The organism is Psychrobacter halotolerans (assembly GCF_039680845.1).
GTDB lineage: Bacteria > Pseudomonadota > Gammaproteobacteria > Pseudomonadales > Moraxellaceae > Psychrobacter.
In genome coordinates, this window is sequence record NZ_JBDKWD010000001.1 from 718,376 (window position 1) to 745,334 (window position 26,959).

Sequence of the window (26,959 nt, forward strand, 5' to 3'; positions counted from 1 at the left end):
TTATTTAATGAATCAAAAAAAAGACCCTACCAGTAATGACTGATAGGGTCTTTTTTATACTTTAAATCTAAGTTTCAAAAGCTATCTTTACAGAATCGCTATTTGTATTCTTCTGCTTAGATTTTACCAACTAGGTCAAGACTTGGCTTTAGCGTATCGCCGCCTTGTTCCCAAGCTGCTGGGCAAACTTCGCCGTCGTTTTCACGAACGTACTGGGCTGCTTTTACTTTACGTAGCATATCTTTTGCACTACGGCCGATACCGCCTGCATGGATTTCAGCGACTTGGATCAGACCGTCTGGATCTACTAGGAATGTACCACGCTCAGCCAAACCTGCTTCCTCAATCATGACGTTGAAGCCACGAGTGATTTTACCAGTAGGATCACCGATCATTGGGTAGTTTACTTTACCAATGGCATCTGAAGAATCATGCCATGCTTTATGCGTGAAATGCGTGTCAGTTGATACTGAGTATACTTCTACGCCTAGGCCTTTTAGCTCGTCGTAATGAGCGGCCATATCTTCAAGCTCAGTTGGGCAAACGAAAGTAAAGTCAGCTGGGTAAAATAGGAAAATCGCCCAACCACCTTTCACGTCTTCTGAAGTGATGGTTTTGAACTCACCATTAACATACGCATCTGCTGAAAATTCTGGGATTTCTTGATTGATAATAGACGCCATGATTGGCTCCTTTATAATTGAGTTAATTGTCATGTATTTTTAGGCTATTACTATAAAGCCTTTAGTATTCTGGACTACCTGACAAACTATACGCGAATTCCATGGTTAATCCAGTTAAAACTTTTTAATGTGATGTTTTGTTTTATTAAACTTGTTAAACTATTATCTCAGCTTTTTATCATCAGTTTACTACAGGTAAATGACGGTTTTATTAAGAGCCTTGATCACGCATGGTAGCGTCTGCATATCTCGAATAAATCCGTATATCCCGTATATCCCGTATAACACATGGCATCGGAAGCCCATTAATAGAAGAGGTCTTATGATTACTTTACGTCAACTTGAATTTGCATTAGCGGTTGCCAAACACCGTCATTTTAAACGGGCAGCAGAAGACTGCAATATCTCGCAGTCTGCCTTGAGCTTAGGTATCGCCGAGCTTGAAAAGCAACTAGACACTCAGATTTTTGAGCGTAACAACAAGCAGGTCTTAATCACACCAATAGGTGAAGATATTCTGACGCGGGCGCAGCGGGTGTTTTCAGAAGTGAACGACTTGACCACGCGCGCGCACAGTCATCAGTCGCCGCTTGCTTACCCGATGACGGTTGGAATTATTCCCACTATTGCCCCGTATTTATTGCCCAAAGTATTGCCAGCACTACGAGCGCAGTATCCTGAATTTCGTATGACCATCGTTGAGCAGCAAACGGAGCGCTTGCTCGAACAGGTGCGTTACGGTCATATTGACACGGCTATTATCGCTCTGCCTTATCCAGTCGATGGTCTACACAGCTTTGAATTTTGGAATGAAGACTTTTTTGCCGTTTTTCCAAAGAACGACGTCCACGCAACGCTTGAAACCATTAATGCGGATGAGCTGGCAACGGCCAATCTGATGCTACTGGGTGAAGGTCATTGCTTGACTGACCAAACGCTGTCCGTCTGTCACTTTGATCGCACACAAATGAAATCCAGCTTTTCTGATGCCAGTCTCAATACGCTGATTCAGATGGCGCTTGCCAACATGGGCACGACATTAGTGCCTGAAATGGCGCTGAACCAACTGCATTTGCAAAATCAAAATGCCGTTGCCGTGCCACTGGCAGAAGAAGGGCCACACCGCCACATTGCCTTTGTCACTCGTCTGAACTATGCCCGCGTTGATGATGTCAATTTACTCGGCAAGGTATTCAAACAGGCGTTTGAAGAGGCTGCGGCTAACGGTTGATATAAGATGAAAGATGGTTGTAAGTTATAATTATTCAAAAGGCAGCGTAGATTTACTATAGAAACACTATAGTCAATGCACTTTGAAAGAGAGACCGTGAGACTGGGATGAATTTTCCGCAGCCTCTGTATTAGCAGCACGCCAGAAAAATTTATACCAGTCTCACGTTATTATTAACGTATCTATTTTATTTAAAACTGGATGTACCGCGCTGTTATAGTTGAGCCAAAATAAAAGCCGTACATACGGTTATCAGGTTCTACTGGTGGGTTACAAAAAAACAGGTATGTCATGAACAAGTCTTCGCAAATCAGTAACGATCTGGGCAATCGTTTTGCGCAGCATCTGCTTGCGTTGAACAGTGAGATCACGCCAGCAGAAGCGCAAGCGCTGTGGCTGGATATCGCTGCTCGCTACAACGAAACCCAGCGTGCTTACCATAGCTTGCGCCATCTCCAGCAGCTGTTGGTAGAGTTTGAACAAATTGCCCAGTACCTTTGTGAGCCGCACTTGATAGCCTTGGCTCTGTACTATCATGATGTCATATACAATCCGCTACGCTCAGACAATGAGCAAAAAAGCGCCGACTATATGCTAGATAAGCTAAATTGCTATTTGTCAGATGACCAATGTCATTATGTCTATGCGCTTATCATGATGACCGCCACGCATCAACTTGGCGAATTAACGAATAATCAAAGACGGCGTGATGCGGCTTACTTGTTGGATATGGATTTGAGTATTTTAGGCGCGCCTTGGCCTGAGTATGAACGCTATGCGCAAGCGGTACGCTGCGAGTATACGCATGTGCCTATCGCCGATTATCGAGTCGGTCGAACCAAGGTATTAAAATTTTTATTAGCGCACTCACCACTTTATTTAACTGATTACTACCATCAGCGCTTAGACGTACAGGCTCGAGCAAATATCGAACGTGAAATCATGCTTTTACGCGCATCTGAATAAATAGCTCACTCCCCTGCCGCGCTGGATGGGAGTTATAGCTGGTCTCCATAATCTCAATCTCAAAATGCGGCTGAAAACGCTGCTGGTACTCTTCTTTCGTCCCGCCAAACGGTGGCTCATCTCGTCCGAATGCTTTATCGAAGAGCAAACCTACTAACCTGCCATTGGGTTTCAGTAGCGCCGCCATCTGTTCGACATACTCATCACGGCGGAGCGGATTTATCGCGCAAAAAAATGTTTGCTCAAGTATCCAATCAAACTGATATTGCTCAGGCGATAAGGTAAAAAAATCGGCACAAATCAAATGCTCAGCGGGAAAGTCAGGATAACGCTTGGCAAAAGCCTCAATCGGCGACTGCGCAAAATCAACCAATGTGACGTTGGTAAACCCTTGCTCACGCAAGTAGCCAACTTCATAAGCGTTGCCCGCGCCCGGTACTAAAATGGCTTGTGCTTTAGCCGACTCAGGCAATTGGTCGATGTAGGCTTTTAACGGCGGCGACACCTCGCCCATATCCCAGCCAATGCTGTCCGTTTCATAGCGCTGCTGCCAAAACTCGGCTTGATTGACCTTCTCCATACGACCTCCTTGTCTTATTAAATCTTATTTTAAATGAGTTATATAGTTGATCCACCATAAAATAAATACAGCGCTACTGAGATAAATTTTGCCTCGCCTCTGTCTGCGAAGGCACAGCAAGCAAGAAAAATTTGTTGCAGTAGCGCGTTATAATAGGTGTGCTCTTTTTATTTGGGACTGACTATATACTGATACTGCCTTTAATCTAACTGCCCCGTTTTACCTGCCAGCACATTATGCCAGCGTTGATAGTCAGGCATCGCTGTCGCTACCGTTTGCCAAAACGCGCGGCTGTGATTGGCATGATGCAAATGGCACAGCTCATGGACGATGACGTACTCGGTGCATTCAATTGGATAAGCAGGCAGATAGACGGACAACCAAATTCGTCGCGCACGCGTATTACAACTGCCCCAGCGTGTGTGCATTTTTTTCAAGCGTATCTCATTGGCACTAGCGCCAACGATTGGCTGCCATTTTTCAAACAGTGCTGGCATGATGTCAGAAAGCTGTTGCCGATAGTACGTTATTTTTTCCTCATGGTTTAACACAAAAGGTTGCGCCTTGCCCCATAACAGCAATGGATTGTCGTTATTTGCAGCGTCATTTAAAGCATCAGATGAGCGCTGTTGTTTGCGTTGATATTGTTCCAATACTTGCGGATGGCTGGCAATCGCCCACGGCACACGTTTCGCAACCACTTGTCCAATCTGTGCGCTGCTGATAAATCTCGGTACAGAGACCATCAAAGTATAAGGCTTGAGACGAAAATTGATATTTTTGACGCGCTTTTTGCTCAGCTGCAACTCAATACCTGCTTGCGCAAGACGCGCTTTGGCATCTGTCAATATCGAGGTCTTGTCCTGTAACATCATCTTTTCCCTAATTTGGCTGCTCCTGCTGTGCTTGTCACAGTCTCGTTTGCTATAGTGAGTTCAGTATAGAAGTAATACAGCGGGACTGGAATGGGTTTTTCGCAGCCTCTGTCTGCGCAGGCACAGCAAGCAAGAAAAATTTATACCAGTTCCGCGTTGCAACATCATGGTTCTGTTTTATTTAGAATCGACTATAGTAACGCTTGCAAATGGTTATCAAAAGACATGCTATGTTGCAGGCTATCTACCTGTATACGCCCTTTATCGTTACTCAAATTTGATGAGGTCGTTGACATGTTACGCACAGATAATGTGGTTAATTGACCTTGTCCATCACTGACAATAAAGCCTGACGTTTCATTATTATAGCTTGTCTTACATATCACCGCAGCGCCTGCACAATCTGGCAGACTGACCGTCTCGATTAGAGCATACGTGTTTAAATCAAAAGTTGCGGCACAGCCCCCTATCGGTGTGGTCACACATAATTGGTTATGCTCGCTATCCACCGCCACACTGGCAATGTATTGATGAAAGCGTTGCCACTGGTTGTTTGGCATGGTTAAGGGTCGAAATGCTCTTTCACCGCGCTGATGAGTCAGTACGAGTGGCACGTTGATGTGCTTATCTCCTTGGAACTGAATGCCAATCATCACGGTACCATTATCGTGCAGCGCCAAATGACGCACGCTCATCTGATTGTGTTCAGGTATGATTTGCTCAAGTAAAGTGCCATCGTAACGGTCTAAATAAACCAGCGATGGGCGCATGGTATCTAAATTCAGCTCCTCACGCGAGGCTTGCTCGGTCTTGATACCGCCATTGGCAATAATCAATGTCTTGCCATCTGGATGCATGATCAACTCATGTGGCCCAATACCGTGCGAATCAAATTCTGCTATTTTTTTATAACCGAGATTGGCATCATAAAGACCGATTTTACCCTCTAGGCTTATCGTATCATTCTCGGTCACATAGAGCCATTTACCATCGAGACTGTAGCAAGCATGACCATAAAAATGGCGATTGTCCGAAGCATTGATCGCAGCTTGCACTTGTCCTGAGGCGGCCTCTAATACCCAAAACTTCTCACTGGGACGACGACCCATGACCACGATGTCGCGGCTTTGAGTTTTATCGTTATTGTGACTATACTTGTTGGGGCTATGCTTGTTGTGGCTATACTCTTTTTGAATATTGGTCGGCTGCACAACAATATCGTGCACACGCTCTGGCATGGTCGCTTGCCAAACGATTTGCCGATCCGCATCGATACCAACGACTCCAAACTCGTTTACACTATTGTCGTCTTTCGCTTTTTTAGCGTTTTTAGCTTGTGGCATTGCATTGTTTTTTGGCATAGCAGCCACGCCACTGACCCAGCAGACAGGGCGCGGCGCTATAATGATGGACTGTATTGCGCTAACACCAATAACGTCATTGTTAACAACACTATTGTCGCTACCGTTACCGTTGTCCGCTAACGAATCAGTATCATAAGCGCGTTGCCACGCTGTCGTTGCTTGCCTACACGCATACTGAAAGCGCGTTAATCTTCGCTTAGACGCTGACGCCATTGGAGGGAGCTGTGAGCGAATGCCAGTCACATAGTCTTGCACACTTGCATCATGCTGCCGCTGTTTGCGATAACAATGATGAATGCTAACCAATGCCGCCGTCCCCATGGCCGTCCACACAGACGTCACCAGTAGTTCATGAGTTAAGGTTTTTACGCCGCGCCCACTCGTTAAATTAGACTCATGAGCAGTAGGATTGTTCACTGATGCGGCGGAATTTGTTTTAGGAGTCTGCATTTTTTAATCGCCGTCAGTACTATTAAAGCCAACACGAATACCGAGCGTGGGGATCAGTTGCCGCTTAATCAAACGCGTGACGGTGGTCAGATGATCAAGCAGTTCTTGCTGCGCAGCTTTGTCAGCCGTCGCTAGATCTTCTGGCATTTGTGCTAACAAAGTCGTGGTATCCGCAAGCGCCGTCGAGAGATTGTCCGCCACTTTATTTTTATCGTTACTGCCCAAAATCGCCGTCAAGACAGGATCGGTTAGCGCTTGGTTCAACGTCGCCAATTTTGCATTGATAATCGCGCGGCTTTGTCCAGCGGTCGCAGCAGGCAGATGGCCTTTTGCCTTTCCTGACAGGCCTAGCGGTTGCTCAATAGCGTTCGACTTCATGGTCTCAACTAAGGATAATAAAGAATTAACCCATTGATTCAATCCTTGATCGCTTTCAGCCGTTTTATCAATCGCTAATAGATTGGTGGCGTTTTGCTGCCAGTTTTTCTCAATCTCTTTTAGGCGTGCGCTTAATGCCCCACTCGCGCTAATAACATAAGCACATTGGGCCGCGTCCAAACTGTCATTGGTATGTAATGCTTCTTCTAAACCTGGCACACCTTGAACAATGGCACTTTCGTTAGCCAGCTGCTCAGCCGTCAATTTTGGATTGGCAGTAATAAGCTCTGCTACGCCGCGGTGTACCAGTCCACGCTCATCGGGATAATAATTGATATATAAATTGCTCATACTAGCGGTGGCAGGACCAAAGTTTATCATCTCAGCACTTGCCCACGCTTGCGCCAATATCAGCCATTGATCGCGCAGCGCTTGTAACGTCTCACTGCTTACTGGGGCTTGTTGGCAATGCGTTTGTGCCAAATCATGCAATAGATCACTTTGCTTAGCCGCATCCGCGTACGCTGGGATAACGAGGTCATTTGCCACGTGGGTCAAGTAGGTTTTTTCCGTATCGGCACTGATGTCTACCGCCGTAATGGTTACCACCTCATCGCCTGCCACTTTTTCTGAGCTGGCTGTGGCGCTCTTGTCTTGCGCGACTTTTTGGCTATCATTATCTGGCGTTTTGTTCTCATCAGCAGGTTTTACGCAGCTAATCAGCAAGCCTGCACTCAAGGCAGATAATGCCATTGCTAAAGCATGATTGATTTTCATAGATGTCTCGGTTCGTGATTTTCATAAGGGTGGTTATAGGCAGTTCAAAATAAGATCGATACATTCATAGCCACAGGTGACTGGTATAAACTTTCCTTGCGTGCGGCTAGTACAGAGGCTGCGCAAAATTCATTCCCGTCACTCTGACTCATTTTTACAGTAGATTGACGATAGAAGAGTGATCATAACGATTTTAAGAACGCATTTAATTCAGCACGTCCTTGTTTGTCCAATTTAAGGACTTGTTGCTGTTGTTTTTGCGCTTCTCCGCCATGCCAGAGCACCGCTTCCATTAAGGTGCGAGCACGGCCATCATGTAAAAAAGTGGCTTGTGGATCAACAGTTTGGGCAAGACCAATGCCCCATAGAGCAGGCGTACGCCATTCATAAGAGTTGGCCAAAAATTCAACTTGAGCCGCTTTGGGCGGCAACGTGCCAGCGATTGTTCGATCAGCTAGGCCATCACCCATATCGTGTAACAACAAATCTGTATAAGGATAAATCACTTGCCCATGCTGCTCAAGGTGGTCATCATCCGTTTTTGGTAGCTGATATCTTGGCGTATGGCAACTTTGACAGCCCATATCATAAAAGCGTTTTTTACCCGCCAGCACCAGTGCATCATCGGCATGACGGCGATGCGGCACTGCCAAATTACGCGTATAAAATTCGACGAATTTGGCTACGTCATCGCTGACTTCGACAGGCGGTTTACCATCCCCTTGTTCATCAGCACCAGTAGTCGCGTTTAAGCATGCGGTCTGAGTCGGCATACATGATTCATGAGGACGAATAGTTGACGTCAGCCCCATGTCTTCATTAAAAGCGCTTTGGTTTTGCGTAATGAGCTTGGTTTGACCTGCTTTCCAGCCAAAGCGTCCAAGCGCCTGCTTACCTGTTTGTGGATCCATGACCCAGTTAAATTTGCCACTGATATCACCATTGGCCTTGCTCGCTTGTTTTTTAATGTCTTCATCTGCAATCTGTTCGAGCAATCCAAGCCCGATCATAGGCAGCGCCACTCGTGGCGATATCATCAACTCATCATCAAATGGGCCGTATCCGGGGTTGGTTAAACGAAACGTAGGTGCGCGTAATGTTTCAATATGACCATCAGCAAACGTCATAGGCTTGTCTCTCCACTTGACCGTAATACTTGCTTCAGCAGGGACGCCTTGAATACCACGATCTTGCAATTGCCCGCCGTACATAGGATGAACCACTTTTTCGATAAGGGAGCTTTGTAATTGTTGGCGCTGTTCATCGGTGGTCGCTGGCATCGCCAGACGAATCAGTAAGCTGTCGGCATCGTCGTCTGCGTTCATGGGTGCATGACCGCGACCGTCTTTTATATGACAAGACTGACAAGCGGCGACGTTGAATAGAGCGCCCAAGCCATCGCGGCTGTCCGTACTGGCAGGCGCAACAACCCACGGTTGCCGAAAAAACGCATTACCAATAAAAAATGAGCCTTTACGTGAAGCTGTCAGATTTGAGGAAGGTTTAGAGTAGCTCTCAGCACTGCTAATGGTGATACCCGTATCGCCGCCTTGCTTGATTTCTTGCGAATCAAAATCCGCCAGCTGCTGCATAGATACTCCAGCGAGCGTCTCTATTACGTGAACACGTTCAGGTGCTAAGGCTTGGCTTTCATCGGTAGAGGTGTTGCTTGACGTACTGTCCGTTGGTTGACAGGCGTTTAGTGCCAGCGCACATAGGACACTCAGTATCGGTCTTGAAGACACCTTTTTAACCAAATCAGTCGCGTAAAACACCACTGCTTGCTTGGATTTTAAAACCTTTGAGAGGTTCATCATGAGTACCTTAGGTCAAGTATAGAACCATTAAAATCGCCTCTTATAAAGCGCTCGTTTTCTAATTGATGAGCGACAACCTAGGGCATGTCCTCAATTCAACCGATGGTCATCTAAATGGGCTAAAACCATATTTTAATAGGGAATGAAAAACACGTTGCCAACTAGCGCTAGCAACGCGTCTCTCTTACTATATAACTTCAAAAAGTATGCTTCACAGTATGCCTCACAAGGCTCTAGCGTTTTGCCCGTCATTAACATAAAGGACGCAAACGGCTTTACATAAGCGCCGCCTATAGTAATACTGGGATTAAAACTGCGATCCGGCATCCGCATCTAGATTTTCAATACCGACTGTTTTTGCCGCATTTTCGATACCCGTAGTAAGCTCTTGTAAACTTGTAATGGCGTTTTCTATCCAGCTGCGGCGAAGATTTTGTTCTTCAGCTGAGATCCCTTGTTTGCTAGCCTGACCGACAGTGGCAATCATTTGATCCACCTTGATGTTCTCTTTTTCGCCTTGTTCGACGATCACATTAAAGGCAGTTTGTACCTTGATGAAATCTGCGGCCAACTTATCAGCTGCTTCTTGATTGCCCGTATCTCCAAGGTAGTTTTTGATGCCATAACCGCCCACGGTTTTACCAGTGACCGTCTTATAGCTACCATTAAAGACATTCTGAATACCGCGCGCGTTATTAGCATAGCTTAGATGGGTCAAGTCACTAAAACATTCGTGCTCATCTTCGGTAGAACCTGTGACAAACGCCACTTGCATACGCTCAGAAGCCAGCTCACCCAATGCTAAGCTGCCCATTTGGTACATAATCTGACGCAGACCATTGTCATATTTGCGTGCCATCAGGTCGCTACGTAAAGTGTTCTCACTATCAGGCTGCCATTCGGCTTCCATTGCCGTTAAATCGTCTACCAACAATTGAGCGGCGGCTGTCAAGAACTCACCACGGCGCTTACATATATTGGTATCGTCGTTAGTCGTCTCACCACTGGTGCATTCACCAGTGTCAGTCACATAATCGCTCACTGGACGATTGCCTGCGCCATCGCCAACGCCGTTGGTATCTTGCCCCCATAGCATAAACTCAATGGCATGATAACCAGTCGTCACGTTGGCTTCACTGCCACCGATCTCATTCATATCCGCCAAGAGCTTAGGCGTAATAGTACTGGTGTCTTGCTTGGCGCTACCCACGGTAATACTATCGCTATTGATGATATTGTCTTGACTGTTGTACTCACCTTCATAGCCATCGCTGACATAATCAATCAATGCCTCATCAAGTGGCCACGCATTCACCTGCCCCTCCCAACTATCGATACTACCAACTGCTCGCTTATCATTGGGCGTCACAAACCCTTCATCAAAACGAAAAATCTCCGTTTGTGAATAAGGCAGACGCGCTGTTTTATAAGCTGCTTTTGCCGCCTAAAGGTTTTCTTGCGTGGGCGTGGCAACGTAGGTTTTGATAGCGGCTTGTAGCGCTTTGGCGGTATCTAACGAGTCTTTGTAAGCGGCATGCGCCATGTTGGCATAGCTGATCATCAGTCTGTCAGTATGGGCTTTGTCGGCAGCTGACAGCGTTGTGTCATCACTCGCTGGCGCTGGTTGTGCCTCAGTTTGCGTTTCCGTATTGGTAGGCGTGTCTTGTTCGGTTTGTTTGGTACAACCTGACACCATAAGCAACCCTGCCAATGCTACAGCCAAAGTAGTGGGTAAAATCTTGCGATGCGTTACTGTGATGATCGTCATACATATCCTCAAAAAAGACAGCAGAAAAATTTGGGTTTAAGTCAATAGCAGCGACTGTATTCGCTATAACCGATTTATTCTAAAACCGAGTTATTCTAAAACAAAGTTACTCTAAAACCGATACCGTGCTGCTGAGATAAGTTGTTTACAGCCTCTGTCATGTTAGCGAACAGCAAGCAAGAAAAACTCACCTAATAGCACGTTGCTATTGATATATTGATTGATATATCGGATTTTATTTTGAACGGACTATATAAAATTTCGATAATCACTAGCAAGGCTGTTGACTGATTACCAAATCTAATAAGCACATTTAAATTGCATTAATAAAATATGTATAGAGTATAGTGTTATTGATAATCATTATCAATAAATTATTTCATCTGAGTGTTTACTCTAGAGCAGGTTCACTTTAGACCTATTTCGCTTCAGACTTGGTTCGCTTCAGACTTGGTTCGTTGTTTGAGATCAAATTTAAGACATAAAAAAAGACCAGCTAATTGCTGGTCTTTTTTATAAATTTAACTGAATCTATAAGAATTACTTAGATAAAATTATAAATTAGTTAACGCTTTGTGGTGAGTTGATGGTTAGCTCAACACGGCGGTTTTGTTGACGACCGTTTTCATTACTATTATCAGCGATTGGACGTGTTTGACCATAAGCAATTACATTGATACGGTTAGAAGCAACACCTTGAGCAGTTAGGTAGTTAGCCACTGAGTAAGCACGATCGCGTGACAGACCCATGTTATAAGATGCTGAACCAGTGCTATCGGTGTGACCAGCGATATTTACTGTGGTTTGGTTATATTGGTTCATTGTTTGCGCAAGCTTACTTAGGGTAGGCTTGAATGATGAGTTTAAGGTTGCATCATCAAAAGCAAAAGTAATACTGCCTGGCATAACCAAATCAATGTTACCAGTGGTTGGGTTTTGCTCAACCGATACACCAGTACCTGCCATTTGTTGCTCGAGCTGCTTGGCTTGACGCTCCATGTAATAGCCAACGCCTGCGCCCAACACGCCACCGATAGCAGCATCACGGCCAGTCTTATCGCCGCCCGTTGCTTTTGAAATTGTAGCACCGCCTACTGCACCCGCTAAAGTACCAAGGGCAGTTTTGTTCAGACGTTGTTGTCCGGTGTTTGGATCAGTAGAACAACCACTAAGAGCCAAACCTGATGCTACTGCTGCAACCATTAATGTATTACGCATAATTATTCCTCTTAAACTTAAAAATTATAGATACTGAATTCTGATATCAAATTTAGATTTCAGGTTATAGATACCATGTGCTTTTTATAAATATTTGCCACTAATTCCTTCTAGGTGCATATATGCACTCGCAATCATTATGGCAATTACATTCTAGTTATGTGTAATATTTTGTCACATCTCTGTATGACATCTATGTATAACAGGCAGAGTCGATTTTTCTACATCTTAAGTAATTTATCTTGCTTGAAAGCGTTTTTATAGCGTGTTATCACAAGTCACTGTTTACACTCGTACACTGTATTCCATTTCTGCTAAAATCATGCGACAACATTGGCTATGGCTAAGCAGTATGCAATAAGCCTATGAGTGGATAACAATCTTTATCATTACACTCTGTTTTTGTTTGGTTATCTCGTAAAACAATTCATTCTTGCGCTATACTCCCTAAAGGAAGAACATCCGTGTGAACATTTTCTTACCAGATAAAAACACTCCTATCTTAGATGTATTCAAAAATAGCGACGCCAAACATTGATAACTCATATACTAATAAGATTGACCGAAAAGGATCTAGCATGCGCCTGACTTCTACTATTCAAAAAATACACAAACGTGCACCTAAGTTGGGTAAAGCCGTTTCACTTGCGACAGCGACTGGTGTCATCGCGGCCAATAGCATCAGTTGTAGCATACCTTTATGGTTCATGGGTGTTGGTAAGATTCTTACTGGCGCATCGATTGCTGATAAAACCGTCATAAAAATCACCGACCACTGGATCAGTAGCAATAATGCGTTAATCGATAATATGTTGCCGCGCAAAGACTGGCGCATTCGCCTACCTGATGACGTCAATACGAACGGCAAATATTTGCTTGTCAGTAACCATCAGTCTTGGGTGGATACCAGTATCGTGCAGTACATTAGTGAAAAACGTCTACCATTGACACGGTTTTTTACCAAATTTGAGCTGATTTATATTCCAGTAGTGGGTCAAGCGTTTTACTTTTTAGACTTCCCCATGATGCGTCGATATTCAAAAGAAGCGGTCGCAAAGAACCCAGCCTTAAAGGGTAAAGACATTGAAGAAGCAAAACGTGCTTGTGCACTGTTAAAGGACAAACCCTTTACCCTGCTCAACTACTTAGAAGGCACCCGCTTCACTCAGACCAAACATGACAATCAAAAATCGCCTTATACTCATTTACTCAAGCCGCGCGCAGGCGGTCTGTCATTGGCTATCAATGCCTTGGGCGCAGATATCGATGGTATGCTGGATATGACCATTGTTTATCCCGACGGCGTACCAACGTATAGCGACTTGTGGAAAGGCAATATCAAGCGTTTGGGCGTGGATGTCAGACATATCGAAATCCCCGATTCTCTATTAATCGGTATTCAAAATGGCGGTTATGAAAACGATGCCGCCGTCAAAGCGCAAATGTTTGAATGGGTCGAGCAAATATGGCGCGAAAAGGATCAGCTGATTACAGAGATGCTGGCTGAGTTTGAAACCGATGCTAATGCTCAGACCGATACTAAGCCTCAGACCGACTCTATGTCTAAAACCGACGTTAAGCCTGAAACGCTCTGATGCTTGAGACTCGTTTATGGTGAATATTTGGCCAAGACGGCGGTCACATTACAACCAACAGCGGTGATTTAAAGGACAAGGTTTAAATCACCCGTCATAATGCACAATTATAATAAAACATAGGTTGTTTTTTGGCGCTATTCATTGATAATGTGAATAGTCTGAGTCTGGCCTTTTTGCCCATGCTCCCTTTGATAGCGGCTTGTTTATCCAAAATATCTGAGTTGCTATTTTTCGTCCTATTTATTCTCTATAAGGTTTGTCTGTGCCTGTCTCTTCTACTACAAGCCCGCATTTAGACTCAGCGTCAATGCCCAATTCGTCGTCTCGTCCATTAGATGATAAGACGTCTCGACCAGAGCGTCCTCAACCAAGTCGCTTAAAGCTGACTTATGATATTGTGATGATGGTCGTGATCAGTATTGACCTACTGCTTATCAGTATCGATGCTATCTTGATGAGTAATTTTAGCCACAACGCAGCAGCATGGCTGACCATGAGCGACACACTCAACTGGTATCAAACGACCTTGCACGATCCTTTGCGTACGGCTGGCGGTTTTTTTACCTTGTTTTTGATTGCTGAGCTGCTATTACGCTGGGCTATTGCAATTAAACAAAACACGTATTACCGCTGGTTCTTTTTTCCTTTTGCCCATTGGTATGAAGTGTTAGGATGCTTTCCACAGCTGCGTGCCTTGCGTTTGTTCCGAGCTGTGGTCATCGGCAGACGCTTATATCAACTCGGCTACCAAGTACTACCGCAGCCATGGATCAACCGCATCAAATTTTATCTTAACTTGCTGTTAGAAGAGCTGTCTGACCGTGTCATACTGACAACTATCCAAAACTTTCGGCAGCAGCTGACCGATCCCCAGACACACAAATCGTTTATTGAATCTACCATTGCTCGCAACCGTAATGAGATTGAGACGGCATTACTGTCCTTATTGCGCCAAGAGCTAGCACCCAAACTACAAGCATTGACCGCCTCATCAGGCGATAATGTCCTAGCCACTGAGGTCGGTAACGCCATAGAAGAAGGCTTAGCCAATACGCCTGCATTACGTCGTTATCTGCGTATGATACCCATCGCCGGCTCCTTGATTGAATCGCAGTTACAACATATCGGCCACAATATAGGCGAAAACGTCGTTTATGCCTTGAATAAACGTCTTCTTGATGCTGAACGTCTTGACTCACTCATGGTGGCTATTGCCAGCGGCGTGGCAACAATAGACACGGACAATGCAGCGCTAGATGCGTTGATTTCTAGTATCATTGATGACAGTTTGACTGAATTTGAAGCACAAGTAAAAGTCCAGCATTGGAAGCATCAAGACATGCTGAATCTGTAGTTTTAATAACATGACTAGTAGTTTTAACAACATGACTAAATGATAAAAAAGCATAAATCTCGACCATAAAACGCCACCATGAATACGCGACAAGATGATATTTTGAGGATTTATATATGACCGTTTCGAACAATGACCTTCAGGCCTCAAACGCCGCTCCAGCATTGGCATTTTATGGCAAGATGTTGACCTTTTCACGTTTGCAGTTCAGTACAAGTGATTTGAGTATTATTGAGGCTGAGCTTGCCAAAACCTTGAGTAATAAATCCAGCAATATCCCCGTTCTTATCGATAGCGAGGTTGAGCAGGATCTGGCTGCTTTGGTGGAATTATTATGGTCGTGGGGACTACAACCCATTGGTATCGTCACAGGGACCATGGACGAACAAGCACGCGCCCAACGTTTGGCAATCTTTCCATCTGACGGCAAACGAATCGAACGCATTTTACCCAGCAAAAAAGCAGCGACTCAATTCAGCGAAACACCAAAAGATGACACGCTCAAAAACAACGATGTCACTTCAAGCGAGAGTACTGAGTCGGCTACAGTCAACGCATCAGCGACCGAAACGGCAACGCCTGCTGTTACGCCTGAAACGCTAGTGAGTGCTGAGCATATTACCAGTCTGATTTATGATCAAATGCTACGCTCAGGTCAAAGCATCAATCATGTGGGTGGTGATTTAATCTTAACCAGCAGTGTCAATAGCGGCGCTGAAGCCATCACTGACAATAGCTTACATATTTATGGCCGTGCGCAAGGTCGATTGGTCGCTGGTGCCACTGGTGATAAAGACGCCCGTATTTTTTGTCAGGTATTTAATCCCTCATTGGTATCAGTCGCTGGCACGTATTGCTTGCGAGACAACCTACCCGAGCATGTGATTGATAAATCAGTACAAGTAAAATTCGTAGAAGGTGAAGGCTTGGTTTTCACTGTCATGGATGATGCTTAACTGAAGGACTTTTAAAACACACACGTCTCAGTAGTTTTTTAAAGAAATAAAAAGCAGACGCTAAAAAATGCTTGGTAAGCAACTTTTAAACCGCTGTTTCAATATTATAGTAAGTTTATTTAACAAAAATGTTCTATGATGAATCTCTGACTCTGCCATTATTTGCCTGGTCGAGGTTTGTAGGGTCGAGATGTCTCTATTTTATTATTCATAAAAGCCGTATTTATAGCCAGATTTTAAATAACAATGCCTTATAAATTATCTATCAGCTGTTTTTTGACTTTAGTATAGACTTGCTATAATTTTTCGTTTATTTATGCTAGGCTAGCTTCGCAGGTCGCGTGTCTGCGGTGCGTGAGTGCATAGTAGATAACAAGTACCTAGTAAATAATAACGGTATATGAGTAATAACAAATCGCGCTATTCATATAAAAGATATCCCATTGATTCATAGGAGTGTGCCATTGTGGCGAAGATAGTTGTAATCACTTCAGGTAAAGGCGGTGTGGGCAAAACCACAACAAGTGCCTCTTTTGCTGCCGGTTTGGCATTGCGTGGCTATAAAACAGTCGTTATCGATTTTGATGTAGGTCTACGTAATCTAGACTTGATCATGGGTTGTGAGAACCGAATTGTTTATGACTTTGTCGATGTTATTACTGGTAGTGCCCGTTTGTCGCAAGCGCTGGTCAAAGACAAACAGTTAGAAAACCTCTACATCCTTCCTGCCAGTCAAACGCGTGATAAAGATGCGCTGACCAATGAAGGCGTGGCAGAAGTGATGAATGAGCTGTCCAAACAGTTTGATTATATTATCTGCGACTCCCCTGCTGGTATCGAGCGCGGCGCACAACTGGCTATGTATCATGCTGATGAAGCGATCATCGTTACCAATCCTGAGATCTCTTCAGTACGTGACTCAGATCGTATTATTGGGATTTTGCAAAGCCAGACGAAAAAGGTGGCCGAAAACCAAGGCTCTGTACGTGAGCATTTGATTATCACTCGCTACAATGCTGAGCGTGCTGCTGCCAATGAGATGATGGACATTGATACGATTTCTAATGATATTTTAAAAGTGCCCTTACTTGGTGTGGTTCCTGAGAGTCATTCGGTTCTTGAAGCCTCTAACCACGGTGAGCCAGTCATTCATTATACCGACTCTGTCGCTGGTCAATGTTATGATGACATTGTCGCCCGTTTCTTAGGCGAAGAACGTCCTTTGCGTCATATTGATGTGAAGAAAAAGAGTTTATTACAGCGCTGGTTTGGAGGTTAATGATGACTAAGAAAAAAGGATTTTGGAGTAGCCTATTTGGTACTGACGACAGTAGTAGCGCAGGTAGCGCCAATTTGGCTACTGAACGTCTCAAAGTTATCGTTGCTAGCGAAAATCGTTTGAACAATCGCTTAACCGTTGATCGTATCGAAAAAATGAAACGTGAAATACTAGAAGTGGTCAACAAATATGTCAACGGCGTACAGATAGATGATGTCAATATCAACCATCGCTCTGAAGACAGCTTAGATGTGCTAGAGATGAACATCAATTTGCCTGAGCACAAAAAATAAATTCGTATAAAAAGCAATTTTATCAAGACAAGTTAAAATAACTGGCACTTTTACCGTGCCAATAAAAAGCCCCAAGCAGATTGTTTGGGGCTTTTTTAATGCTTGTTATTTAATGGCTTGTACAGAGATTATTAACTGGTTGTTTTCCGTGGTTAAAATACGACTCGCCTCACTATTATTTCATACGGGCAATCAAATTGTCTTTTTTGATAAACTGATGATATAAAGCGGCACCGATGTGCAGTAGTGTAAACACAATAATCGTAGGCCAAATAATATCGGTATGCAAGTCATTAAAAAAACGTGCCAAGCTTCGATCTGGTGTGACAAATACAGGGATTTGAAACAGACCAAAGATGTCTACTGGTCGACCACCATAGACAGACATTAGCAGTCCTGCCATTGGCATGGCGATTAATAACGCATATAAACCGAAATGCGTTAAGTGTGCCAACAGGGCTTGCCACTTTGGCATGGGTGCTGATGGTGGCGCTTTAGTTAATAAGCGGTTGATTACCCGCGCTATCATCCAAAACAACAAACTGATCCCAAACGCTTTATGTAGCCCGATATAAAAACCGCTATCGAGATTTTCGTACAACAGTATCATCGTCCAAGTAACCAGTAGCAAAACCGCACTGATCCAGTGGAAAATACGACTACTAACTGACCATTTTGATAAGCTGGAATATGTATCACTCATAAGTTGGCCTATTACCTTTATTACTCGTTATTTATTATCAATGCGACAGACCAAACATAAATGAAAAGTTAGCTGTCCAAATCAATCAACTGATACGCAATGTTGTCTAAATCTGGCACCAAATAAGTATTATCATTAATCATGACGGTCTGAAAAAGGTAGGATAGCACAACGTTTTCATCAAGGGGTATGGCAGTTTCTGCGTTATCGGTATTATCTGTCGCATTGGCACCATTAAACGGCTCAGGAAGCTCAACGTCTTTGACTTCAGAAATACGTACTCGCAACTGCTGTAGCTCGCCTGCAGTCTGTAGTGCCAAGCGATGGTCTGAGGTGTTGCCCTCCAACACAATCATCGTGTCAGGCGTCAAATCCTCTGGTAACAAATGGAACACCGCTACCTCTTGTTGCTCCCAAGAATAGGCTGACGTACGCTCATCACAATCCTCCACGCTCAAAATCAAACTGCTTGGAATAAGCCAATCAGGTTGGTTGAAGGTTGGAATGATGGTCACATCAAGCATACCGTTGTTAGTGGTCAGTAGACTTACTGCCTCAAACGAATGTTTCAAAATTGTTTTCATACATCGCTCACCATAAGTTAAGGCTTAGAGGCTACCGCTGCCCTTTCACCAATATAATTCGTAAGTTTTTTTGCCAGCTCAACGGGACTACCAATAAAATCACAGTACCCTGAATCAATAATCGCTTGAGGTTGGCTTGGGCAAGCGCTTAGACTGGGGTCTTGCGCCCACAGCTGACTGTCATTGTCCTGAATGAGATCTAGGTATTGAGATCCATCATTACCCATACCTGAAAATATGATATTGATAAGCTCACTGCCATAAACGTCGCTGGTGTTTTTAAGGATTTGTCCAATAGCAGGCTTATACTCACCGCTCCAAGCCTGATCTAACAATATGACCCGGCCTGCCGAATCGCAGACAATTTGCTGGTTAATCGGCACGATAAGACATTGACCAGTCCGCAGTCGTTGGGAAGAGGTAATAAGTTGACAATGCCACTCATTATGACGGTTAAGTATCCGCGGTAAGGTGTCAATCATAGCGTTATTAAAATGATGCGCCAACAACAGACAGATAGGTAGCGTGGGCGACAAGTTGTCTAAAAATTCTTTGATGGCGCTGGGACCGCCCATAGAAGCGCCCAAAAACACCACGTAATGCCAATCTGACTCACTGCTATCGTACTTTTGGATTGGTGTATTGACTGCGACAGGTATAGAAAGCATGTGCTCAAATTTACGCTGCAATTTACGTTGCCATTTGGCGTATTGACGCGCTTCATTGAGGTAGGGTGCTTGGCTAAAACCGATCAATACGGCGGCTGGTTTAGACATAGCGGTTGCTTTCACGAGACTGTCATCGTAGTCACTGTCTATTAACCAAACGTCAATCGCTGTCTCTATTAGCTCAGGTTTTTTTTGCAATTGCGCGCGGCTCACGCAGCCAACGAGTGTAAAACCCCAACTGCGTATGGTATCTGAAAAAGCTACCCGCTGATGATGGTCTTCTGAGATGACCATCACCCTAACGTTTTCTTTATTCTTTTCTATGAATGCTAAAACACGCGCATTATCCTTCATGAGTCAAGCTGACCTCTTTACCCAGTATCATCTGGATCTTATTCAGCAGCTCTTGCTCTTGGAAAGGTTTGCCCATGTAATCATTTACTCCAACCTCTAGCGCCCGCTCACGATGTTTTTCACCGGTACGTGATGTGATCATGATAATCGGAATATGCTTCAAGCGCTTATTGTGTCTCACTTGAGTCGCCACTTCAAAACCGTCCATACGTGGCATTTCAATATCCAGCAATATCATATCAGGCGTCGTGTCTTGTAATATCTCAATGGCATCAATACCATCTTTTGCGACCGCGACATTGAACCCTTGGCGCTCTAAGAAACGTGACGTCACTTTGCGTACTGTGACTGAGTCATCGACAACCAAAATGGTCGCCTTGGCGTCTAAACCTGCTCGTTTGGCCTCTGCAATTTTCGTTAGGTTTTTACCCAGCTGTACGTTACGCATGAGCGCAATCAGATCTAAGATCAGCATCACTGAACCATCACCCATGATGGTCGCCGCAGAAATACCAGGTAGATTCGATAGCTGTTGTCCTAGCGGTTTGACCACTACTTCAATACGAGACCCTGCAATCTGATCGACCTGCAACGCAATATTGTGTCCAGTACGGTTCTTAATAATAATGAGTGGTAAGCTGGTATTGGTATTGACCACCAACTCGTTCAGTTTATTGCCTGATAAAATCTCATTTAAGTAACGTACTCGATAGTCAACATCTTCAAAGTTTAACGTGGCCTCATTGGACTGATAATAATCATAAAGCTTTTCTGGGTTGACACGAACCACACGCTCAATCTGCACCAAGGGGATGGCATAGTAACGATCCGCTGCCCGAACCACCAATGCATCAGACACGGCAACCGTTAGAGGCAGACGCATGGTAAAACGCGATCCTTTGCCAAGCTCTGAGACCACTGATACCGCACCGCCCAATTGACGAATCTCACTGATAACCACGTCCATGCCCACACCGCGACCAGAAATCTGCGTTACCTGCTTGCTGGTACTAAGTCCGGCATGAAAAATGTACTGCATGATATCAAGATCAGTAAGGCTGTTATCACCTGCTTCAATAAGCCCTTGTGAGATGGCTTTGTTACGTACGGCCTCTACATCGATTCCGCGACCATCATCGATCAACTCAATGACAATCTCACTTCCTTCACGGTGTACTTCCAGCGTGATATGACCACTGCGCTCTTTGCCCGCTCTTAGACGCGTTGAGGTGTTTTCGATACCATGATCCACCGCATTACGTAACATATGCTCAAGCGGTGAGGTAATGCGCTCAAGAATGGTTCTATCCATCTCATCATCAGCATTGATAATGGTCAGCTCAACAGACTTGTTAAGCTCGTTGGCAGTTTGGCGCACGATACGCTCAAGACGTGGTGTCAAGCGTGTGAATGGCACCATACGCGAGTTCATCAGACCATCTTGCAACTCTGTTTGCGTACGCGACAACTGCAACAAAAGACTTTCACTATCACGGGTCTTTTCTAACAAGGTATGATTAATATCAATCAAATCTGAAGCGGACTCTGTCAAAGATTTTGACAGCTGATTTAAAGAAGAATATTGATCCATCTCGAGCGGGTCAAACCCTTCATTATTAATCAGATCATCGTCATCTATCTGCGATAGAATTTGGGCTTCAAGCTCAATCTCCATCCGCCGTAACTGATCGGCCAATCGCTGCACAGTGACACCCATATCTTCAATACTGTTGGTCAAGCTACTGATACCCATGTCGATGCGAGCACGGTTAATCGCAGATTCACCAGACAAGTTAATCATATGCTCGATCAATCCGCCTGAAATACGAATCATCTCATTATTGTTTGCGCTTTGATCTTCCTCAGTGGTGTGACTGAGCATAGACGGCATTTTGCTAATATCTTTGGCAATATACTGCGAGTCTTGGTTGTCTTTAGCAATTAAAATGGCTTCGCGTTGCCCCTGTAGCGACTCTTTTGGGATATGTTTTAGGCTATCAGGGTTTTTACTGAACTGCTGTAAAGCTTCAATCAATGATGCGGGTATTGGTGGATTGACATTCTGTTTAAGGATAAATACAGCGTCAGCCAGCCAGTCATGACTGGCAACTATCAACTCCAACACTTTTTTGGTGGCAGGGCGACGACCGTCCAAAAAGTCCTTGTAGACCGCTTCCATTTCATGAGCCAAATCAGCAATACCGGTAGCCGTCACCATCCTCGCACCACCCTTGATGGTATGCAAATCACGCTGAAGCGCCTGAATAACTGTGGCATTACTCGTATCTTTTAAGAATATATGAAGATATTTATTACGATTGGTCAGCTCTTCTGCTTCTTCTAAAAACACGGTCAGGATGTCAGGATCTGGCAAACCATTTGCCCATGACTGTTTAATCATTTGATCGAGACTTAAGGTATCTGAGACATCGTTACTATTGTGGTCGGTCTCAATGTCCGTACTCTGACTGTCAGACTCAAAACGGTTATTGGGTACTGGTATAATCAGTTCTACTGTCGCTGGCAACGTTTTTGCTTTTTCAAGCTGTTGTAGTTGCTCAATCAGCTCTGGAGCAAAAAATGATTTTTTGTGGTTCACAAGATGCATGACTTGCAAAGACATGGTGTCTTGCACTCTTTGCATAATCTCGAGCCACTGCGCGGTTGGTTCACGTTTGTTTTCTACAAACGCTTCATAGATACTTTCAGCTTCGTGAGTCAGGTCACCAATACTACGGATACCTGCCATACGCGCGCCACCTTTGATGGTGTGCAAATGTCTTTGTAACACTTTCAACGCATTCACGTTGCTTATATCAGCGCGCCATTTGTTAAAGCTCTCATCGAGTGCTGTATCAAGCTCTTGAGCCTCTTCCAAAAATATCTCTAGTAGCTCAGCGTCTGTATCAATAGACTCAATTTGTAGTTCAGGTGCGGCAACCGTACGAACAGTAAAGTCTTCTTTCTCTGTATTACTGTCATCCGCTTCATAAATACTTTGCAGATCCTCAATCACCTGTGTGTCTATTTTCAATGAGGTGCTACTCGCCAGCGCATCAAATAACCCGACCAACTGCGCATGACCGGCGTGTAATATTGCTTGAACCTTTAATTTTCTAGCGTCATCGACATTATCTTGCAAGTAACGATAAGTCTTGCCAAGCTCACTCAGGATAGTAGTGAATTTTGGGAACGCTTGCGCTTTATTAGTCAAATACTGTATCTGTGATATTTGCTGCTCTACATAGCGCTGAATGTGTGCTGCTTCAGGGTGGTTGAGCGCGTCATCCAGCTCCCACTCCGCATCCAATAGCTCATCAATATTATTGTCTAATAATTGCTCTATCGTCGGTTTGTCATCGGCCTTGGTATCGTGATTACTATCTTGTTTTCCAAGCATGGCTTGCAACGACTCGATATCTTGATTACTTGACGTACTTTCCACCGATTCGTGCGGCTGAAATTTCTGTTTATAACTGTCCAAATACCCATCAATCAACATGGCTGACTTAGCCAACGCTTCTAAATGTTGCGCATTCATAACGATGTCTTGATGTTGTAACAGCTCTAAACTGTGCTCTATGGTTGCACTCACTTCGCTGATAGCGACTAAAGCACTAGAACCAGAAGCCGCTCGTAAAGTATGGAAAGCACGAACAATCTCATCTGTTATTTCAATATGAGACTGATCATGGTTTGCGGCGACGAATTTATTAATCTCACGCAGCAGTCCTTCCGCCTCTTCGGTGAAAATCTCACAAAACGCTTTTTCTTGTTCGTTTTGAGGCACTGAGATAAGCGGCGCTTCTGCAATCATTTCATTGACAGAATTGATGGTTTGTAGCGCAATATCTACTTCTTCATTATTATCAACAGGCGTAAACGTGGTTTCTGCTAAATCAGATGATAACGTTGACACCTCATTGACTGGTGTTTCAGACTCAGTAGGTATTTGCTCATACAACTCAGCAAATAAAGTAGGATAGCTAAACGCATCACCTTGTTGTTTGCTATAAGCATTCGCGCACGCAATCCACAAAGGCACCACTGCTGGATAGTTTTGACCATTACTTGCAAATACCGTTAGCATGGTAGGATATGCCGCTAGTACATCGGTAATCAATTGACGTATATCGGCTGTGACCGCAACACTACGATCCAAGATACGATTGAGCATATTTTCTATGGCCCATGCCAGCTCCGCCGTGTAATGAGCGCCCACCATACGGCCAGACCCTTTTAAGGTGTGAAACCCTCGGCGAATATCTGCAAGTCCATTTAAGTCGGTGGGTGACAGCTGCCAATGCTCATACAAAGGAATGATTTCGGCCAATACTTCATCGGCTTCTTCTAAAAATATCTCTTTAATATCCGCATCTGCATCGTCAGCATCCGCTGGTAGTTGTTCCGTCTCTTTCATAAAAGGAACCAATACTGCTGGAAGCGCTAGCGCAGACAACGAGACAGGTGTATCTATGTTGTTATTGACGTTATTATTAACAGTGTTACTGACGTCGCTACCTTCTTCTGCACTTTCCATGCTAGTTTCATCGACGTTTTTACCATCAGCATCGTTTTTTGGTGATCCGGCAGTAGGATTAGAAACATCTGATGCGTTGACCTGCTCGGCTCTCGTATCAGCTATGTCCCAGTCTACTAAGCTGCTGTCTAATAAATCGTCTTCTAAAAGCTCGCTTGCTAAAGCAGTATCATTCTCAACATCTGATTTGGCATCCTCAAGCGTATTAAGCCCCGTATGAATAGGCTGCTGCGCCATCAAGTTTTGGCTTTGTAAAATAACAGGCGCAGTATCTACGCTTGGCGCCTGCTGTGCTTCAAAATCTGCCACCAGTGCTGGTAAATGCTTTGCCGTTTCTATCACCAAATTCACAGCATCGTTGGTGACAGGCACCGTCTTATCTAAAAGTCGATTGAGTAAGCTTTCAATCGACCATGCCATCTCGCTGATACTAAAAGCACCAACCATACGACCTGAGCCCTTTAGGGTATGAAAGCTTCTGCGTACTTCTGTAAGCGGCGTCAAATCTTTTGAATCTTGTTGCCAAATAGGCAAAAAGTCTTCTAGATCTTCAATGACTTCTGTGACCTCTTCGATAAAAATATCGCGGATGTCTGCATCCATCTCAAAACTGTCGGGCTTGAGCTGCTCACGTACACGCATCAACGCATCACTTTCCGTATGACGAGCCGTATCTGTCGCTTTTTGTTCCTCTACGTCTTTATCGTCCACTTCTTTATCTACAGCCGTCAACACTTCTGTATTTGGTGGCTGGCTACCTGTTGGGACAATCTCACCGCTGTCGTCGTAGCGAAGAACGTCCGTCGCGATAGGTTTTTGAGTAGAAAAAGTGTCGCTGATCGTGTCTGGTGCTTCAATATAGATATTCAGTAATTTTGCCGCTGTCGCTGTATATTCATTTGCCTGCGTTAACAGTTTTGGATCAAAAACTTGCTGCGCAAGGTAGTCTAGTAATAGCTCAATCGAGGTCAACCCTTCAGCCAGTGCTTGCGTCACATCCCAACTGAGCGTTTCAACCTGATTGGTAGTCAATTGCGTAAATATATTGGCCATGTCCTCGGTGGTCTGACGAACCTCTGGCAAACCCATCTCAGCAAAAGCGTCACCAATGCTGGCAAAATCAGCAGCATCTGGTAATAAATGCACATCTTGGCGCTGTAGATACTCGTTAAAGCCTTGCTTTGCGTCTTCTACCGCGATCCGCAGTCCTCGCAAGTTTTCATTATTAGAATCTGTATCGTTTTGCGCTTCTATTTGCGTATTAATATCATCAAACGTTTCAACTGGCGGAATAAAAGAAGCCGCCTCTCCTATCTCATGAGATATCGTTTGTTCGGTATTATAGATGGCACTATATAGTGCCTGAAGCTTATTGCTAATCTCCGGTGATACTTGTAGACGTTCAGTTTCTGACGCCAAAGCTTGTTCTATATCCGTAAGGATTGACGCCACTTGCGACTCATAAAATGTCCAGCCACGACTTTTTAGCTGACGCTTTATATTTTGTAGAGGGGTCAAAAGTGTGTCTGGCTTATCTAGATTAACGATTAGCGCTTCAAGCTCATTAAGTATGCGTGGCAAAAAGCGTAACGCTGACGAGGTGTTCGTCGATACACGGCTCAGTACAGATTGTGTACGCTCGCTACTTTGCGCAAGAGCGCTCAGCTCGATATAAACCCTGACCATCAAATTTTTGATAGTGCTTGCCGACAGCTCAGACTGAGTAGCGCAAGACTCTATTATTTGCTCAAGCTGGCTCAGTAGCGAGGCATAATGCTCAGGTAGAGGGGTATCGTTATAAGCGAGGTCTTGAATCCACAGTTCAGTTAAATACCAAAGACGCTGTAAATCCGTATCTAAAGCGGTTTGCCACAAGTATTGACTGACCCTTTCTAAAACAGCCAATACAGCAGACTGATTGGTATTGGCAGTCAATAGTGTTTGTACTTGTTGACGCCATACCAGTAAGAGCTGTTGATAATGAGCGTCGGTCAAACGAATAGTCGCACTGCGTGCGGGTACGATAGCTTTAATACTATCGAGAATATCGTCATCAAGCGCGTCACTGTATATGTGCTCACGCTGACTGTCGGTCGCATCTACAAATGAGTCTGTCTCTATACCTTGCTCTGATAAGGCTTGCGTTAATTCTTCAAGCGTCTTTGTGATCAATGCCGTGTGATAACTACCCGTACGTGCGTACTGATTGAGCTCGCGCTGTAATACGCCATGAGACAGCTGACCGATACGGCGAAGCTCAAAGGTCAAAGCATTGTGGCGACTTGTCTCTGCCAGCACACTTAAGCGGTTGGCCAGCCTTGCCAGTAAAGGAAGGCTAATCATGGTCAGTGCACCACTCACCTGATGATAATGCTGCACCCTTTGCTCGTAATTAGTGCTATCAGCGCCTAATTGCCAGCCATCAGATACCTGTGATAATTGCTGATTGAACAGTGGTAACAACCACTCAAGCGTCACTATGTCATTGGGCTGGTTTTTCATAGATTAATCCTAACTCGTCTA

Annotated in this window: 18 protein-coding genes and 1 pseudogene; 7 read left to right on the forward strand and 12 right to left on the reverse strand. The window is 44.5% G+C overall.

The genetic code is table 11. The annotated features are described in order from the left end of the window. Nucleotides 1-116: 116 nt before the first annotated feature. A complete protein-coding gene (ahpC, locus tag AAJP47_RS03120; RefSeq protein ID WP_346716435.1) occupies nt 117-683 on the reverse strand; it encodes an alkyl hydroperoxide reductase subunit C in 567 nt (188 codons plus the stop codon). Between the two features lie 322 nt (nt 684-1,005). On the opposite strand from ahpC, the gene AAJP47_RS03125 reads away from it, so the two are divergent. Further along, the gene (locus AAJP47_RS03125) at nt 1,006-1,914 is read left to right on the forward strand and encodes a hydrogen peroxide-inducible genes activator (RefSeq protein ID WP_346716436.1); all 909 of its coding nucleotides are present in this window, start codon (nt 1,006-1,008) and stop codon (nt 1,912-1,914) included. 291 nt (nt 1,915-2,205) lie between these two features. After that, on the forward strand, nt 2,206-2,880 hold the full coding sequence (locus AAJP47_RS03130; RefSeq protein WP_346716437.1) for an HD domain-containing protein: 675 nt from the start codon (nt 2,206-2,208) through the stop codon (nt 2,878-2,880). Here the strand turns inward: AAJP47_RS03130 and AAJP47_RS03135 are convergent. From AAJP47_RS03135 to AAJP47_RS03170, 7 genes and pseudogenes are all read right to left on the reverse strand, one after another. Beyond that, the gene (locus AAJP47_RS03135) at nt 2,855-3,460 is read right to left on the reverse strand and encodes a methyltransferase domain-containing protein (RefSeq protein ID WP_346716438.1); all 606 of its coding nucleotides are present in this window, start codon (nt 3,458-3,460) and stop codon (nt 2,855-2,857) included. The genes AAJP47_RS03130 and AAJP47_RS03135 overlap by 26 nt on opposite strands. 200 nt (nt 3,461-3,660) lie before the next feature. Beyond that, entirely contained in the window at nt 3,661-4,332 is a 672-nt protein-coding gene (locus tag AAJP47_RS03140; protein WP_346716439.1) for a M48 family metallopeptidase, read from the reverse strand. A gap of 194 nt (nt 4,333-4,526) precedes the next feature. Further along, complete coding sequence (locus AAJP47_RS03145; RefSeq protein WP_346716440.1) at nt 4,527-6,149, reverse strand: DUF1513 domain-containing protein; 1,623 nt, start codon at nt 6,147-6,149, stop codon at nt 4,527-4,529. A 3-nt stretch (nt 6,150-6,152) separates the two neighbouring features. After that, nucleotides 6,153-7,304 (reverse strand): imelysin family protein, encoded by a 1,152-nt coding sequence (locus AAJP47_RS03150; protein WP_346716441.1) that lies wholly within the window; start codon nt 7,302-7,304, stop codon nt 6,153-6,155. A gap of 182 nt (nt 7,305-7,486) precedes the next feature. Continuing rightward, nucleotides 7,487-9,121 (reverse strand): di-heme oxidoreductase family protein, encoded by a 1,635-nt coding sequence (locus AAJP47_RS03155; RefSeq protein ID WP_497198671.1) that lies wholly within the window; start codon nt 9,119-9,121, stop codon nt 7,487-7,489. A 307-nt stretch (nt 9,122-9,428) separates the two neighbouring features. After that, nucleotides 9,429-10,889, reverse strand: a pseudogene (locus tag AAJP47_RS03160) (imelysin family protein). A gap of 561 nt (nt 10,890-11,450) precedes the next feature. Beyond that, the gene (locus AAJP47_RS03170) at nt 11,451-12,107 is read right to left on the reverse strand and encodes a YiaD family glycine zipper/OmpA-like lipoprotein (RefSeq protein ID WP_346716443.1); all 657 of its coding nucleotides are present in this window, start codon (nt 12,105-12,107) and stop codon (nt 11,451-11,453) included. 578 nt (nt 12,108-12,685) lie between these two features. Between AAJP47_RS03170 and yihG the strand changes: the two genes are divergently transcribed. The 5 genes from yihG (at nt 12,686) to minE (ending at nt 17,587) form a co-directional block, all read left to right on the forward strand. Then, the gene (yihG, locus tag AAJP47_RS03175; RefSeq protein WP_346716444.1) at nt 12,686-13,702 is read left to right on the forward strand and encodes a 1-acylglycerol-3-phosphate O-acyltransferase, YihG family; all 1,017 of its coding nucleotides are present in this window, start codon (nt 12,686-12,688) and stop codon (nt 13,700-13,702) included. Between the two features lie 265 nt (nt 13,703-13,967). Further along, complete coding sequence (locus AAJP47_RS03180) at nt 13,968-15,059, forward strand: hypothetical protein (protein WP_346716445.1); 1,092 nt, start codon at nt 13,968-13,970, stop codon at nt 15,057-15,059. 116 nt (nt 15,060-15,175) lie between these two features. Further along, a complete protein-coding gene (gene minC / locus AAJP47_RS03185; protein WP_346716446.1) occupies nt 15,176-16,015 on the forward strand; it encodes a septum site-determining protein MinC in 840 nt (279 codons plus the stop codon). Nucleotides 16,016-16,481: 466 nt separating this feature from the next. Continuing rightward, nucleotides 16,482-17,294 (forward strand): septum site-determining protein MinD, encoded by an 813-nt coding sequence (minD, locus tag AAJP47_RS03190; RefSeq protein WP_346716447.1) that lies wholly within the window; start codon nt 16,482-16,484, stop codon nt 17,292-17,294. 2 nt (nt 17,295-17,296) lie between these two features. Then, on the forward strand, nt 17,297-17,587 hold the full coding sequence (minE, locus tag AAJP47_RS03195) for a cell division topological specificity factor MinE (protein WP_201597908.1): 291 nt from the start codon (nt 17,297-17,299) through the stop codon (nt 17,585-17,587). Nucleotides 17,588-17,762: 175 nt separating this feature from the next. On the opposite strand, the gene AAJP47_RS03200 is transcribed toward minE, so the two are convergent. The 4 genes from AAJP47_RS03200 to AAJP47_RS03215 all read right to left on the reverse strand — a co-directional run bounded on the left by AAJP47_RS03200 (nt 17,763) and on the right by AAJP47_RS03215 (nt 26,938). Beyond that, complete coding sequence (locus tag AAJP47_RS03200; protein WP_346716448.1) at nt 17,763-18,290, reverse strand: cytochrome b; 528 nt, start codon at nt 18,288-18,290, stop codon at nt 17,763-17,765. A 68-nt stretch (nt 18,291-18,358) separates the two neighbouring features. Next, the gene (locus AAJP47_RS03205) at nt 18,359-18,874 is read right to left on the reverse strand and encodes a hypothetical protein (protein ID WP_346716449.1); all 516 of its coding nucleotides are present in this window, start codon (nt 18,872-18,874) and stop codon (nt 18,359-18,361) included. 17 nt (nt 18,875-18,891) lie between these two features. Beyond that, complete coding sequence (locus AAJP47_RS03210) at nt 18,892-19,896, reverse strand: chemotaxis protein CheB (RefSeq protein ID WP_346716450.1); 1,005 nt, start codon at nt 19,894-19,896, stop codon at nt 18,892-18,894. Beyond that, nucleotides 19,886-26,938, reverse strand: coding sequence for an Hpt domain-containing protein (locus tag AAJP47_RS03215; protein ID WP_346716451.1), 7,053 nt, complete (start codon nt 26,936-26,938; stop codon nt 19,886-19,888). The genes AAJP47_RS03210 and AAJP47_RS03215 overlap by 11 nt, the downstream gene beginning before the upstream one ends. Nucleotides 26,939-26,959: the final 21 nt, after the last annotated feature.

Bases quoted from the DNA above. Each gene is read 5' to 3' on its own strand.
- ahpC (WP_346716435.1), bottom strand. From the start codon at position 683: ATGGCGTCTATTATCAATCAAGAAATCCCAGAATTTTCAGCAGATGCG.
- AAJP47_RS03125 (WP_346716436.1), top strand. From the start codon at position 1,006: ATGATTACTTTACGTCAACTTGAATTTGCATTAGCGGTTGCCAAACAC.
- AAJP47_RS03130 (WP_346716437.1), top strand. From the start codon at position 2,206: ATGAACAAGTCTTCGCAAATCAGTAACGATCTGGGCAATCGTTTTGCG.
- AAJP47_RS03135 (WP_346716438.1), bottom strand. From the start codon at position 3,460: ATGGAGAAGGTCAATCAAGCCGAGTTTTGGCAGCAGCGCTATGAAACG.
- AAJP47_RS03140 (WP_346716439.1), bottom strand. From the start codon at position 4,332: ATGTTACAGGACAAGACCTCGATATTGACAGATGCCAAAGCGCGTCTT.
- AAJP47_RS03145 (WP_346716440.1), bottom strand. From the start codon at position 6,149: ATGCAGACTCCTAAAACAAATTCCGCCGCATCAGTGAACAATCCTACT.
- AAJP47_RS03150 (WP_346716441.1), bottom strand. From the start codon at position 7,304: ATGAAAATCAATCATGCTTTAGCAATGGCATTATCTGCCTTGAGTGCA.
- AAJP47_RS03155 (WP_497198671.1), bottom strand. From the start codon at position 9,121: ATGATGAACCTCTCAAAGGTTTTAAAATCCAAGCAAGCAGTGGTGTTT.
- AAJP47_RS03170 (WP_346716443.1), bottom strand. From the start codon at position 12,107: ATGCGTAATACATTAATGGTTGCAGCAGTAGCATCAGGTTTGGCTCTT.
- yihG (WP_346716444.1), top strand. From the start codon at position 12,686: ATGCGCCTGACTTCTACTATTCAAAAAATACACAAACGTGCACCTAAG.
- minC (WP_346716446.1), top strand. From the start codon at position 15,176: ATGACCGTTTCGAACAATGACCTTCAGGCCTCAAACGCCGCTCCAGCA.
- minE (WP_201597908.1), top strand. From the start codon at position 17,297: ATGACTAAGAAAAAAGGATTTTGGAGTAGCCTATTTGGTACTGACGAC.
- AAJP47_RS03200 (WP_346716448.1), bottom strand. From the start codon at position 18,290: ATGAGTGATACATATTCCAGCTTATCAAAATGGTCAGTTAGTAGTCGT.
- AAJP47_RS03205 (WP_346716449.1), bottom strand. From the start codon at position 18,874: ATGAAAACAATTTTGAAACATTCGTTTGAGGCAGTAAGTCTACTGACC.
- AAJP47_RS03210 (WP_346716450.1), bottom strand. From the start codon at position 19,896: ATGAAGGATAATGCGCGTGTTTTAGCATTCATAGAAAAGAATAAAGAA.
- AAJP47_RS03215 (WP_346716451.1), bottom strand. From the start codon at position 26,938: ATGAAAAACCAGCCCAATGACATAGTGACGCTTGAGTGGTTGTTACCA.